Origin of the sequence: Bacillus sp. F19, from assembly GCA_023823795.1 — a bacterium.
Taxonomy (GTDB): domain Bacteria; phylum Bacillota; class Bacilli; order Bacillales; family Bacillaceae; genus Bacillus_P.
The window spans coordinates 3843298-3856835 of sequence record CP085710.1; the positions used below are offsets into that span (position 1 = coordinate 3843298).

The 13538-nt window shown below is 41.5% G+C and carries 14 protein-coding genes, 1 tRNA gene and 1 other annotated feature; all 15 genes read right to left on the minus strand.

What is annotated here, in order from left to right; all coding sequences use genetic code 11:
- Positions 1–25 precede the first annotated feature (25 nt).
- Complete coding sequence (locus LIT25_19805; GenBank protein USK32810.1) at positions 26–1570, minus strand: 2-isopropylmalate synthase; 1545 nt, start codon at positions 1568–1570, stop codon at positions 26–28.
- The gene (gene ilvC / locus LIT25_19810; GenBank protein USK32811.1) at positions 1557–2579 is read right to left on the minus strand and encodes a ketol-acid reductoisomerase; all 1023 of its coding nucleotides are present in this window, start codon (positions 2577–2579) and stop codon (positions 1557–1559) included. The genes LIT25_19805 and ilvC overlap by 14 nt, the downstream gene beginning before the upstream one ends.
- A 29-nt stretch (positions 2580–2608) precedes the next feature.
- The gene (gene ilvN, locus LIT25_19815; protein ID USK32812.1) at positions 2609–3127 is read right to left on the minus strand and encodes an acetolactate synthase small subunit; all 519 of its coding nucleotides are present in this window, start codon (positions 3125–3127) and stop codon (positions 2609–2611) included.
- Positions 3124–4842: an acetolactate synthase large subunit gene (gene ilvB, locus LIT25_19820; GenBank protein USK32813.1), complete on the minus strand. Its 1719-nt coding sequence runs from the start codon at positions 4840–4842 to the stop codon at positions 3124–3126. Before ilvB ends, ilvN begins: the two co-directional genes overlap by 4 nt.
- Positions 4843–4951: 109 nt before the next feature.
- Positions 4952–5206: a binding site (T-box leader), on the minus strand.
- A 20-nt stretch (positions 5207–5226) separates the two neighbouring features.
- Entirely contained in the window at positions 5227–6132 is a 906-nt protein-coding gene (gene ilvE / locus LIT25_19825; GenBank protein USK32814.1) for a branched-chain-amino-acid transaminase, read from the minus strand.
- 524 nt (positions 6133–6656) lie between these two features.
- A tRNA-Arg gene (locus LIT25_19830) sits at positions 6657–6732 on the minus strand.
- Positions 6733–6852: 120 nt separating this feature from the next.
- A complete protein-coding gene (locus tag LIT25_19835) occupies positions 6853–7371 on the minus strand; it encodes a metallophosphoesterase (GenBank protein USK32815.1) in 519 nt (172 codons plus the stop codon).
- Positions 7372–7389: 18 nt separating this feature from the next.
- Entirely contained in the window at positions 7390–7977 is a 588-nt protein-coding gene (locus LIT25_19840) for an XTP/dITP diphosphatase (protein USK32816.1), read from the minus strand.
- Positions 7978–7983: 6 nt separating this feature from the next.
- Positions 7984–8742 carry a ribonuclease PH gene (rph, locus tag LIT25_19845; GenBank protein USK32817.1) on the minus strand — a complete coding sequence of 253 codons (759 nt, stop codon included), beginning with the start codon at positions 8740–8742 and terminating at the stop codon, positions 7984–7986.
- 122 nt (positions 8743–8864) lie between these two features.
- Positions 8865–9932 (minus strand): GerMN domain-containing protein, encoded by a 1068-nt coding sequence (locus tag LIT25_19850; GenBank protein USK36346.1) that lies wholly within the window; start codon positions 9930–9932, stop codon positions 8865–8867.
- 429 nt (positions 9933–10361) lie between these two features.
- On the minus strand, positions 10362–11159 hold the full coding sequence (racE, locus tag LIT25_19855; GenBank protein USK32818.1) for a glutamate racemase: 798 nt from the start codon (positions 11157–11159) through the stop codon (positions 10362–10364).
- Positions 11160–11168: 9 nt separating this feature from the next.
- Positions 11169–11621: a MarR family transcriptional regulator gene (locus LIT25_19860; protein ID USK32819.1), complete on the minus strand. Its 453-nt coding sequence runs from the start codon at positions 11619–11621 to the stop codon at positions 11169–11171.
- A 225-nt stretch (positions 11622–11846) separates the two neighbouring features.
- Entirely contained in the window at positions 11847–12071 is a 225-nt protein-coding gene (gene gerE, locus LIT25_19865; GenBank protein ID USK32820.1) for a spore germination transcription factor GerE, read from the minus strand.
- Between the two features lie 134 nt (positions 12072–12205).
- On the minus strand, positions 12206–12673 hold the full coding sequence (locus LIT25_19870) for an acyl-CoA thioesterase (protein ID USK32821.1): 468 nt from the start codon (positions 12671–12673) through the stop codon (positions 12206–12208).
- 98 nt (positions 12674–12771) lie between these two features.
- Positions 12772–13536: a succinate dehydrogenase iron-sulfur subunit gene (gene sdhB, locus LIT25_19875; GenBank protein USK32822.1), complete on the minus strand. Its 765-nt coding sequence runs from the start codon at positions 13534–13536 to the stop codon at positions 12772–12774.
- Positions 13537–13538: the final 2 nt, after the last annotated feature.

Sequence of the window (13538 nt, forward strand, 5' to 3'; positions counted from 1 at the left end):
TATCTCTGCCTCCTTCATGATTTTATTAAACAGTAGCTTTTAGACTTTCCTGGGCCTGAGCCTTTAAAATGAGAATTCGATTGACAGCGTTCAAATAGGCTTTCGCAGAGGCTTCAAGAACATCCTGCGCCATTCCCCTGCCGCTGGATTCAGCGCCTCCGACCATGACTTTCACAAAGACTTGAGCAAAAGCATCCCGGCCGCTGCTGTTTGATTGAATCCGATAGTCCTGAAGTTTAATAGAAAAACCTGTGCACCTTTCAAGAGTATTGTAGATGGCCTCTACACTTCCTCCGCCAGTTGCTGCTTCCTGCACAAGCTGCTGCTCCTGGTTTTTCAAAGTAACTGTAGCAGTCGGCACCTGGGATGTTCCGTACTGAACCTGCAGGGATACAAGTTCAAACATATCCTCGCTTCTTTCTGCTTTTTCCTCTATTACAAGTGCGGCAATATCTTCATCTGTGAATTCTTTCTTTTTCTCAGACAGCGTTTTGAACGTTTTAAAGATTTTAAGAGATTCTTCTTCTGTTACATTGAAGCCAAGCTCGATCAGCTTGCTTTTAAATGCGTGACGGCCTGAATGCTTTCCAAGAACCATTGAATTTGTGCCGACTCCTACAAGCTCCGGAGAAATAATTTCGTACGTCGTTTTTTCCTTCAGTACACCATCCTGGTGAATACCTGATTCATGGGCAAAGGCGTTTTTTCCGACTACAGCTTTATTCGGCGGAATCATCATACCTGTCAGCTTGCTTACTAAATCGCTTGTTTTCTTGATTTCATCCAGCTTCATATTGGTTTTTGCACCAAAGTAATCTGAACGAATATGGAGGGCAACGCCGATTTCCTCAAGTGATGCATTTCCTGCACGCTCACCTATTCCATTAATAGTACCTTCAATTTGCCCTGCTCCATTTTCAATGGCTGCCAAGGAATTCGCAACAGCCATTCCAAGATCATCATGGCAATGTGCTGATAAAATAACGTTCTCAATGCCCTTAACATTTGATTTCAAATATTGAAAAATCTCTCCGTATTCTTTCGGATTAATATAGCCCACCGTATCCGGAATATTAATCACATTTGCACCAGCTGCAATCACTTCTTCAACGATTTTTGCCAAAAATGGAAGCTCGCTTCTGCATGCATCTTCTGCAGACCATTGAATAAGCGGAAAGAACTTCGATGCATATTTAACTGATTCAACAGCTGTTTCAATTACCTGCTCAGGAGATTGCTTTAATTTATATTTCATATGAATGGGCGATGTCGCAAGGAATACGTGAAGTCTCGGGTTTGCACCATCCTTCAGTGCGTCCCATGCAGCATCGATATCCGTTTTCAATGATCTTGCAAGTCCTGTAACAGAACAATTTTTAATGCTTCTCGCAATCTCCTGTACAGCTAAAAAATCTCCTTTTGAGGAAGCCGGAAACCCGGCCTCCATAATATCAACACCAAGACGTTCAAGCTGAAAGGCAATCTGCAGTTTTTCTTTTGCATTTAAATTAACTCCGGCTGATTGTTCGCCATCTCTTAGAGTTGTATCAAATAGGTTAATTTTTCGCACTTGCGACCACTTCTTTCCGTTTTGGCTTAACAAATGGCATCATTTCACGAAGCTTTCTCCCCACTACCTCAATTTGATGTTCATTTTCACGATTGTTGATGGCGTTGAACTGAGGGCGATTGACTTGGTTTTCAATGATCCAGTCTTTTGCAAATTTACCGGATTGAATATCATGCAAGACTTCCTTCATTGATTCTTTTACTCTTTCATCTACAACTCTTGGTCCAGATACGAAGTCTCCCCATTGTGCTGTATCCGAAATTGAATATCTCATTCCCGCCATTCCATCTTCATACATAAGGTCAACAATCAGCTTCAGCTCGTGCAGACACTCAAAATATGCAAGCTCTGGCTGATATCCCGCTTCTACTAATGTTTCAAATCCAGCTTTTACAAGAGATGTTAATCCTCCGCATAAAACCGCCTGCTCTCCGAAAAGGTCTGTTTCCGTCTCTTCTTTAAAGGTAGTTTCAAGCACTCCTGCGCGAGCTCCTCCGATTGCTTTTGCATAGGCTAATGCAAGATCCTTTGCCTTGCCTGTTACATCCTGATGGACTGCGAATAATGCAGGAACACCGGCACCATCCTCAAACGTTCTTCTGACAAGATGTCCAGGGCCTTTTGGAGCGACTAGAAATACGTCTACAAATTCAGGAGGAACAATCTGGTTAAAGTGAACGTTAAATCCGTGTGCAAATACCAATGCATTTCCAGGCTGGAGCTGGTCTTTGATTTCTGCTTCATATACTTTTTGCTGCTGTTCGTCAGGCAAGAGCACCATCACAACATCTGCTTGAGCTGCTGCTTCTTTAACCGTTGTAACCTCTACTCCGTCTGAAGCAGCCTTGTTAAATGAATTTCCTTTGCGAACGCCGACTACTACATCAATTCCGCTGTCCTTCAAGTTCAGTGCATGAGCATGACCCTGTGATCCGTAACCGATCACCGCAACCTTTTTACCTGATAAAACTTCCTCTTTAACATCACCGTTATAATATACTTTTACCATGTCCATTCTCTCCTTTTAATGTCAATTAGTTATACGATTGAATATGTTTTTGCGCCATTTGCAGAACGCTGTGTTCCTCTTGGGAAAGCGGTTGTGCCGGTTCTGGCAATTTCTTTGATTCCATAAGGTCTTAAAAGATCAATGATTGCTTCAATTTTTTCTGCTTCGCCTGTAACCTGAACAACTACGCTGTCACGGCTTATATCAATAACTGTTGCTCTGAAAGGCTCGATTACACCCTGAACTTCCATTCTGGTCGCTGGAGGTGCAATGACTTTTATGAGGGCGAGCTCTCTGGCGACAATTGATTGATTCGTAATATCCTGTACTTTTAAAACATCAATCTGTTTATTCAGCTGTTTTGTAATCTGTTCAACTTCTTTTTCGTCTTCAACGTGAATGACAAAGGTCATTCTTGAGATGCCTTCAATTTCTGCATGCCCGACTGTGATGCTTTCGATATTGTAATGTCTTTTTGTAAATAAACCGGTAATCCGATTAAGGACCCCTGAGCGATTGTTGACTGTCAGCGTAAGAATTCGCTTCACGGTTTAACACCCACCATTTCATGTAATCCTTTTCCTGGAGCAATCATCGGGTATACATTTTCCATCTGGCTTACATTTACGTTAATCAGAACAGGTTCATTTGATAAAAGAGCCTGTTTGAAAGCCGGAAAGTCTGCTTCAGTCTGAATTTTCAGTCCTTTCATGCCGTATGCTTCCGCTAATTTCACGAAATCAGGCTGCGATTGAAAAACAGATTGCGAATATCTTTCTTCATAGAAGATTTCCTGCCACTGTCTGACCATTCCAAGCACTCCGTTATTCAGTAAAATCACTTTAACCGGCAAATTAAGTTCGTGGATAACAGATAGTTCCTGAAGTGTCATTTGAAAACCGCCGTCTCCAAGGATCGCGATGACATTAGCATCCTTTTCAGCAAGCTGGGCTCCAATAGCTGCAGGCAATCCGAATCCCATTGTGCCGAGCCCCCCTGATGTAACCCAGCGATTAGGCTGCTGCAGGCGGTAGTACTGCGCTGCCCACATTTGGTGCTGACCGACATCTGTTGTAATAATTGCCTCTCCTTTTGTCCATTCATGAATGAGTTCAATCATATGCTGAGGTTTAAGCTCTTCATCTGATTTTTTGTACCATAATGGCAAGGACTTTTTATTATTCTGTAAGGCTGCATACCAATCATCATGCTGGCTTCGTTTGCCGTTTTGATGAATGAGATTTTCAAGAACAAGTTTTGCATCGCCAACAACTGGAATTTTGGTTTCAACCACTTTGCCGATTTCAGCAGGATCGATATCAATATGGGCAATCGTTGCACTTTTGGCAAAATGATTTAAGTTCCCTGTTACCCTGTCATCAAAGCGTGCACCGACACTGATTAATAAATCACATTCATATAACGCCATGTTTGCGGTATATGTACCGTGCATTCCGGCCATTCCAAGGAAGAGCGGATGATCTGCAGGAAAACTTCCCAGACCCAGCAGTGTGTTTACGACTGGTATGTGCTGCTGTTCGGCGTATTCTTTCAGCTGCTCGCTTCCTTTAGCATGAAGCACACCTGCTCCGGCTAAAATAACCGGCTTTTTAGCACTGCTGACTGCTTCGACAAGCTTTCTGATCTGAAGATAATTCGGTTCAGTTTTTGGCTGGTATCCCGGAAGATGAACGGGATTGTCGTAGTTGAAAATCCCTTCCGCTACTGCCATATCCTTTGGAACATCGATGAGTACCGGACCAGGTCTTCCTGTTGTTGCGATATGAAAAGCTTCTTTGATGATGCGCGGGAAATCATTTACATCCCGGACTTGATAATTATGCTTAGTAATCGGCATTGTGATTCCAAGTACATCCGCTTCCTGGAAAGCATCTGTTCCAATGACGGAAGATGCAACCTGACCTGTAAATACAACCAGCGGCAGGGAATCAATCATAGCATCTGTAAGTCCTGTAATCAGGTTCGTTGCGCCTGGCCCTGAGGTTGCAATGACGACTCCAGGTTTGCCTGAAACTCTCGCATAGCCCTCAGCTGCATGAATTCCGCCTTGCTCATGCCTTGTTAAAATGTGATACATGCCAGAGTTATAGAGTTTGTCATAGATTGGAAGAACAGCCCCTCCCGGATATCCGAAAATCACCTCTACTTTCTCCTGCTTTAAAGCTTCAATCATCATCATTGCCCCGGACATCGTTATCGTACACTTGGCAGACTTTGCATCCAATTGTACCTTCATACTCATTGATTATTGCCTCCTTTTTCCCGCTATCATCTAAAGCCTTATTTTTTTATCTGATTATTTCAAAATAAAAAACCTTCCCGCCCCAATATTGCCCACGTGTAATGTGAGTCAAAGGGGCGAGAAGGTTTGAAAACACTTTTCGCGGTACCACCCTTGTTCATGGTCTGCATTAGACCACCTTATGAAAGCTCCTGGCTTTCTTTTAATAACGAGTGCTGTGTAAATGACACCCGGCTGATTCTACTAAATTTCAAATCAGCACTCAGAGGCGAGTTCACTTAAAAAGGGACCACCGGTTCTCAGCTCCACCAGCTCTCTTTAGATCCTTGTTTTCTAAGCTACTTATCCTCTTCAGCGTTTTAAATTATTATTTTTATGTTTTTATTAGCTTACACTCAGGCTTGAACTGCTTCCTTTTACTTTTACACCATCTGAGATAACTTTTTCTCTGAAACACTCAAGCAGACGATTCGTATGCTCTCCAGGCTGCCCATCACCAATTTCCCTGCCGTCTACTTTTACTACAGCAATGACTTCAGCGGCAGTTCCAGTCAGGAAAACTTCATCAGCTGTATAAACATCATGTCTTGTGAAAGGTTCCTCACGCACATCGTAGCCAAGTTCTTCAGCTATTTCGATGATGACATTTCGGGTGACCCCTTCAAGTGCTCCCAAGTAACCAGGGGGAGTAAGGAGTTTTTTGTTTTTATAGATAAAGACATTATCAGCAGATCCTTCTGCAACGTAGCCTTGATCATTCAGCATCAGCGCTTCGCTTACATTTGCGAGATGTGCTTCAATTTTCACAAGCACGTTGTTCAGGTAGTTCAATGATTTTACTTTAGGACTTAAAACGTCCGGCCTATTGCGCCTTGTAGGCACTGTCACAATATCAATTCCTGTTTCATACAGATGTTTAGGGAAGATTGACAGCGGTTCTACAATAATGACAACATTTGCTTGCTTGCATTTATATGGATCAAGCCCAAGATCACCGACTCCTCTTGAGACAACAAGTCTGATATAAGCGTCATCTAAACCGTTTTTCTCAACGGTCTTTACCGTTAAATCCGTCATTTCCTCTAGCGTATAAGGCATGTTGAGTAAAATGGATCTCGCTGACTCATATAATCTTTTCATGTGCTCATTTAATCTGAAGATGTTGCCGCTGTATACTCTGATTCCTTCGAAAATACCATCTCCGTAAAGGAATCCGTGATCATACACCGAAATTTTCGCATCTTCTTTTTTTACAAATTCGTTATTCAGAAAAATCCATTGGTCACCCATAAAGAGCACACCTTTCTTTTAAAGTCTAAACGCGTTAATCAGTTGAATTCTAGTGTGTAAAAAAAATCCGTATAACGATTGTTATGGACTCTTTTAAATGAACCTCACATGTTCATGTAACTTATATTTGAGCCTATATTACGCCCATTAAATAGCGGTGTCAACCGTCTTTTTTCGAATTGTTAGATAATTTAGATTTGTTTGTGAATTTGTATACGCTTACATGCCTGTCATAAAAGGAAATTCAATTTTTTGAAGTTTTTTTAAAGTTTTTTTCTGTGAGATTGTCTGACAAGGTTTTGACTGATTTTATAAGGGGTAAATAGGGGAGAAAAAAATTTTTTGAACTTATTTTTTATAGAATTTTTTATCATACCCAGAATGAAATTTGTTAGAAAAAAAAGGATTTGAAAACCGATTTTCAGCCTGCCTGAATATAACAAACTTTTTTTGATCGATTAGGTTTTTAAAATCAACAAAAAAACTTCTTTCGATAAATCGAAAGAAGTTGTATGTATAAAGTATGGCGTCCCAGGAGAGATTCGAACTCCCGACCAACGGCTTAGAAGGCCGTTGCTCTATCCACTGAGCTACTGGGACATGTTTTTTTGTTAACATCGTTGATTATGTATCAGCGACATTTTTTATTATATGTTCCATCAGATTAAAAGTCAATAACTTTTTCTAAAATTTTATGAAAGAGGGGAAAAAATCCCTCTTTCATGATGAAGCCAGCTCAAACCTTTGTGAGAGGCCGGATACAGGAGATCCGTCCATCTCAAAAAAGGTAACTTGTGCAGAATGATTTTGTATTTCTAATATAACATATGTTTTTTCAGTTCGCATCCGCGGAAGTCTAATGCTGCCAGGGTTAATGAAGAGGATATGATCGACATATTCCGCTCCCGCCAAATGCGAATGACCAAAACAGACAATCTTCGCGCCATGCAAAACGGCACTGTACTTCAAATTCATAAGAGTCGACTTTACATTGTGCATATGGCCATGAGCAACAAAAAACCGATATCCTTCCACATCTTCAATGACTTCATTTGCAAACCTTGATTCAAAATCACAGTTTCCGCGTACAGAAGCATACCCCTGCATGGCAGGATGATCTGCCTCAAGTTCAGAATCCCCGCAATGAAACATCGCTTCTGTTTCCCCTTCATGACGTTTTCTGATCTCCTGAAGCTCATCCGTTAAGCCATGGCTGTCACTGATTATTAAAACTTTCACGTGTAAAACTCCCCATCGTCAGGCTTTAAGCAGTTTTGCAAGCTTTTGCAGCGCAACTGCGCGATGGCTGATTTTATTTTTCTCATCCTTTGTTAATTGCGCCATCGTTTTTGCTTTATCTTTCACTAAGAAAATGGGATCGTATCCGAATCCATTCCCGCCAATAGGCTCCTCTGTAATATAGCCCTCAACTGAACCTTCTACTGTGACGGTTTCACGGCCAGGTTCAGAAAGTGCCAGAGCGCACCGGAATCTTGCATTCCGTTCTTCCTTTGAAACACCCTTCAGCTGCAGCAGCACTTTTTCGATATTGGCTGCATCACTTTTCTCAGCTCCTGCATAGCGTGCTGAATAAACCCCAGGTTCACCGCCTAGATAATCTACTGATAGTCCGGAATCATCCGCAATGGCCATTTTTCCGTAAAACTTTGAAATGGCCTCCGCTTTTAAAACGGCATTTTCTTCAAACGTTGAACCAGTTTCTTCAACTTCTGGCGAATCTTCAAGGTCCAGTAATGAAATGGCCTTTAGATCATACTGAGATAAGATTGATTGAAATTCAATTAATTTGCCTGCATTTTTCGTTGCAATAATAACTTCCTTCATAATGATTCATCCCTTTCCATCTTTTTGATCGATGATTTTTAGAGCTAAATCACCAAGGGCCTCCATTTGAATAGAAATTAACGAGTTTATTCCTTTTTCAGCTAAATCAAGCAATTCATTCAGTTCTTCTCTTGAAAAAGTCGCTTCTTCTCCAGTTCCCTGAAGCTCAACGAATTTTCCGGAAGACGTCATGATGACATTCATATCGACTTCTGCTGATGAATCCTCAATATAGTTTAAATCTAAGATCTCTCCAAGCTTTGAATCCATTCCAACTGATGTCGCAGCCAGGAAATCCGTGATTGGCAGCGTGCTTAATTTTTTTTGAGACATCAGCTTTCCAAGTGCTAATGTCATAGCGACAAAAGCTCCGGTGATGGAAGCTGTGCGGGTCCCGCCATCTGCCTGGATCACATCACAGTCAATCCAGATTGTGCGTTCCCCTAACTTTTCAAGATCAACAACCGCACGCAGAGCTCGTCCGATCAAGCGCTGAATTTCCATTGTACGGCCAGTAATTTTACCTTTGGACGATTCTCTGATCGTCCGCTGTTCGGTAGCACGCGGCAGCATTGAATATTCCGCTGTGATCCATCCCTTACCTTCTCCCCGCATAAATGGAGGCACGCGATCTTCAATGCTTGCATTGCAAATCACCTTTGTATCACCAACACTGATTAACACTGAACCCTCAGGGTGCTTCACATAATCTGTCAGAATTTCAACTCGTCTTAATTCATCTTGTTTGCGTCCATCATGTCTCATCATATTCCTCCGATCAATCCTACTGCTGACCTAAGCTTTTGTCTTATGTATAAACAATAAAGAAGAGGCAGCTCTTATGTCCACCTCTTAGTTTATCTATATAGTATATCAAAAATCAGCGATTAAAAACTACCTGTGTTCACTTTGACTGGACGGGAGACAGGTTCTGTGATCTTTTTGCCTTCTTCATTAACAAGCTCGGCTTTCCCATCAACGGTCAAAACGACATTTTCAATTCCAGGCTGTTCTGTCAGTGATAAAACAAGAGAATTCAGAACATGTGTCGAAACCATTTTTTCCTCTCCATCTGCACTTCCATAGATAGATTCGTTAAAATTAAGGGTTACAGTGCCATCTTCAAGCTTAGGTTCTTCAAGCAGCTTCACATCCTGCTCCAAATCGGTTAACAATGCACGTGAGATGGAAGGTTCCTCAGTTAATTTTTTCACCACTGCTGCAATTGGATCCTCTTCGTCATTGCTGATTCGTGTTGTAACAGGTACATAGTAGGTCTGATCATTATGCTGAGCTGTATAGTAAACCGTCAGAGGTTTTGTATCCGTAATATCCATTACGCCCGCTGTATCAAGATTAATGCCGTCAGCTCGGCTCAGCTCGCTGTTGATCGGAGTGCCTCCGACAGGCATTTCATTTTGTTCATGACCGTTAATCATAATTTTGACTGTTTTCACAGAATCGAATTGAGTCAACGTCCATGTAATCGATTGAAGAATTTTCAATTCATCTTCAGCTTGATAGTTTTTAAACTCTTTAGAGAAATCTACGATGGCTGTACCATCTTTAACATTCACATCCACTTGAGTATCCTGCGGGATAACGGCTCTGAAGCCATCAGGAAGGATATTGCTGACAGGCCCGCCCTCTACAAGGTATTCAAGCACTTGCTTGGCTACGCCTTCTTCCTTAGGCAAATCAAATGTCTGGGCGACAACCAGCCCGTTGCTGTCAATTAAATATAACTGCCTAGAATAGGTTTGAGCCGACTCTTCTCCTTTTTCACCTTCTGCTGTTGTTTTTTCTTCTTTCAAAGTCTCTTCGTTCCCTTTATCAGCATCTTCAACATATGAAACATCTTGCGGAGGATCAATTTCCTTTGCTTTTTCCCCGCCGAATAATCCGCATCCTGACAAGAGCAGCGTCGATGTTACAACAGTAGCAGCAATCTTCATGTTTCTATTTTGAGACATACAATTCCCTCCTAAGGCAGTTTGTACTACTATGTATACGAGCTCTTTATTGAATTAGACCGATTTTGAAAAGAATTTTTGTACAGGCAAAAATCGTTCATCCAAACAAAAGAGGACCGGCTTCATATTTCGGATTGCTTGATCGTCAATAGTGAAAATCGTTTGCGGAAAAGTTTTTATGCCGTTATCCTGTTTCTTACAATCATTTTGAGGAATTTATTAGCTATCCGCTTGACGGCCCTCTCCCTCAGCTGCCTTACATAAGAGATATTCAGGGCCATAAAAGCAGGACCAGCTAATTGTGAGCTCAGCAGAAAAAGATCAGCTGACAATCAGAGAGCTGCTGGGATCCGCGGTCACTTCACAATAGCCGGAACAAAAAAAAGAGGAACCGCGATCGGCTCCTCTTTTTTATAAGGTAATGGATTTAACATTTTCAACTGGCTGCTCAAACAATTGAGAAGCAATTCTCTGAAAAAGCTCCTGTGATCCAGTCGTTAAAAATAAATGATGATTCTCTTCCTGTGTCGCATTTAAAGCATCTTTATAAGACAGGATTGTACTGACTTCACGGGCTGTTTCATCACCCGAGCTGATAATTTTCACCTTGGGACCCATATAATCCTCAATTAACGTCTTTAAGACCGGATAATGTGTACATCCCAGGATCAGCGTATCAATTGGCTGATCTATTAAAGGAAAAAGAGATTCCCGTACGATGGATACGGCATAATCATTTTCGTAATCTCCGCTTTCCACAAGCGGCACGAATGCCGGACATGCCAAGCTCTCAACTTCAACTGTCTTCTTTATCGTTTTAAGAGCCTTCTCATATGCACGGCTTGCAACTGTATTAACAGTTCCGATTACACCGATATGATTTTTTCTGGTGACTTTAATCGCTGTTCTGGCCCCAGGAAAAACGACCCCTACTACAGGGATATCAAGTTCTTCCTGGATTTCCTGCAAAGCGATCGCTGTTGCCGTATTGCAGGCTATCACAAGCATTTTTATATGATGATTTGATAAGAGATAATTCGTCATTTGCCAAGTAAATGAGCGCACCTCTTCCAGCGGTCTTGGTCCATATGGGCATCTTGCCGTATCACCTAAGTAGATGATGTCTTCGTTTGGTAACTGCCTCATGATTTCGCGTGCAACGGTCAGACCGCCGACACCGGAATCAATGACGCCAATTGCTCTATTCAAAAAATCGCCTCATTCTTCTCTCATTTCTAGGTGTAATTTCATTAATGAACTCTCAAGCTGGATAATTTCCTGCAAATCATAATTTTTGATTACATTCTTTAAGTATTGTTGACGCTTTTGTATAACTTCTTCAATGATGCGCTGCCCTTCTTCAAGAAGATGCACCCTCACAACTCTTCGGTCATTTGGGTCTTTAATCCTAACTACCAGTTTGTTTTTCTCCATTCGGTCAACAAGATCTGTTGTGGTGCTGCATGCAAGGTACATTTTATTAGATAATTCACCGACTGTCATGTCGCCATGTTCGGAAAGCCATTGCAGCGCTACGAATTGAGGCGGTGTAATCGGAAATTGATTAAGAATCTCCCTGCCCTTCTGTTTGACCATAACAGAAATATGCCTTAGGGATTTCTCCATATCAGCTACCATTTTATCACTTAATACATCATTTTGAACTGTCATCAGCAACCCTCACTCATTCAATCTGACCGCACGGAATGAAACTTAACAGAAGGAATGTGCGTATCATATCCATTTTCTATGTTTTTATGGAAAATTGCAAGTTTCATATTTTAGCTTACCGATATGAAAAATAAGAAAAAGCATAGTCAGATTAGCGCAGCCCCGCTTTTTTCTGCACAGAAATAATAACCGGCTACCCTTAAAATCAAGGTCAGCCGGTACGTATTAGAGCTCAAGTTCACCCATACGAAGGAGCTCAACAACAGCTTGTGATCTCCCCTTAACACCAAGCTTTTGCATCGCATTGGAAATATGGTTCCGAACCGTCTTTTCACTAATAAAGAGCTCGCCCGCTATTTCTTTCGTTGTTTTGTCTTGAACTAATAATTCGAATACTTCTCTCTCTCTTTTCGTGAGTAATGGCTTTGATTGAAACTCTTTCTCTTTCAAGAATTGTAACCCTCCTTGCTAGGTGCGAGCCGATCTAACGAATGGGTATAAGATTAGTCAACATATAGTATGTGAACACTGTAATGGCGGTGACAGGAATCTTTGATGAAAGCAAGAAATTCCGTGTCTATTTTTCAAGTGGCAAATATGGCAGACTGAGTAAGGATCTTTTTCTCCACTTCCAGAAACGGTACACTTTTTCCATTGTATTTAGATATTTGCACAACGGTGCCTCGTCCTGTAAAGCAAACTTCATTTTTTTCATTCACAGCACAATAATGCAGATCCATCGATGAATTTCCGATAGATGCCACTTTTACATAAAGGCGGATTTTCTCATCAAAAAAGACCTGTTTCACGTAATCACAATGAATATCTGCAACGACAGGAATCAGCTCCCCGTCTTTTTTCAGCCAGTTTTCCATAAGTTTTGCATGCTTAAAGAACTCAATGCGCGCTTCTTCAAAATATGAGATTGGCGCCGTATTGTTCATATGTCCAAACATATCTGTTTCGGAAAAACGCACTTTTATCGGTAAGTAAAAAGAAAAAGAATCTTTCCATTCCTGAAAAGGCTGCTGAATGTAAGATATTTGATTCATGATTGTTTCCTCATTTCTGCTTTAAGTAAAAAAACACCTCTTCATCGAAAGGAAGAGGTGTTTTCTTAATAAATGATTTCAAAATGGATATCTGTGTTTTAAACCTGATCGCTTCCGAAGAAATTACGGAATGCCTGGAACGTTGTATCTCTGTTGAGTGCAGCAATTGAAGTCGTTAAAGGAATGCCTTTAGGACATGACTGCACACAGTTCTGAGAGTTTCCGCAGTTGGCAAGACCTCCGTCTCCCATAATGGATTCCAGACGTTCTGCTTTATTTAATGCTCCAGTTGGGTGAGCATTAAACAAGCGGACTTGTGAAAGCGGAGCAGGACCGATGAAATCTGAATTGCTGTTTACATTCGGACAAGCCTCTAAGCAGACACCGCAAGTCATGCATTTTGATAATTCATATGCCCACTGACGTTTTTTCTCAGGCATACGCGGGCCAGGGCCTAAGTCATAGGTTCCATCAATTGGAATCCAGGCCTTTACTTTTTTCAGGGAATCAAACATTCTGCTGCGGTCAACCTGAAGGTCGCGGACAACAGGAAATGTTCTCATCGGCTGGAGGCGAATTGGCTGCTCGAGCTGGTCAACAAGGGCTGTACAAGACTGCCGCGGCTTGCCGTTAATCACCATAGAACATGCTCCGCACACCTCTTCGAGACAGTTCATATCCCAAGTAATCGGAGTTGTTTCTTTCCCTTGTGAGTTAACTGGATTTCGTCTGATCTCCATTAAAGCAGAAATCACATTCATATTTGGACGATAAGGAATCTCAAACGGTTCATCATAAGGGGCTGCTCCAGGCTGGTCTTGGCGAGTAATAATAAAACGAACTACTTTCTTTTCACTGTTCATTT

What these genes read in the sequence shown, in the direction of transcription:
- ilvC (USK32811.1), bottom strand. Translation starts at nt 2,579, where the DNA reads ATGGTAAAAGTATATTATAACGGTGATGTTAAAGAGGAAGTTTTATCA.
- ilvB (USK32813.1), bottom strand. Translation starts at nt 4,842, where the DNA reads ATGAGTATGAAGGTACAATTGGATGCAAAGTCTGCCAAGTGTACGATA.
- ilvE (USK32814.1), bottom strand. Translation starts at nt 6,132, where the DNA reads ATGGGTGACCAATGGATTTTTCTGAATAACGAATTTGTAAAAAAAGAA.
- LIT25_19840 (USK32816.1), bottom strand. Translation starts at nt 7,977, where the DNA reads ATGAAGGAAGTTATTATTGCAACGAAAAATGCAGGCAAATTAATTGAA.
- rph (USK32817.1), bottom strand. Translation starts at nt 8,742, where the DNA reads ATGAGACATGATGGACGCAAACAAGATGAATTAAGACGAGTTGAAATT.
- LIT25_19850 (USK36346.1), bottom strand. Translation starts at nt 9,932, where the DNA reads ATGAAGATTGCTGCTACTGTTGTAACATCGACGCTGCTCTTGTCAGGA.
- LIT25_19860 (USK32819.1), bottom strand. Translation starts at nt 11,621, where the DNA reads ATGACAGTTCAAAATGATGTATTAAGTGATAAAATGGTAGCTGATATG.
- LIT25_19870 (USK32821.1), bottom strand. Translation starts at nt 12,673, where the DNA reads ATGAATCAAATATCTTACATTCAGCAGCCTTTTCAGGAATGGAAAGAT.
- sdhB (USK32822.1), bottom strand. Translation starts at nt 13,536, where the DNA reads ATGAACAGTGAAAAGAAAGTAGTTCGTTTTATTATTACTCGCCAAGAC.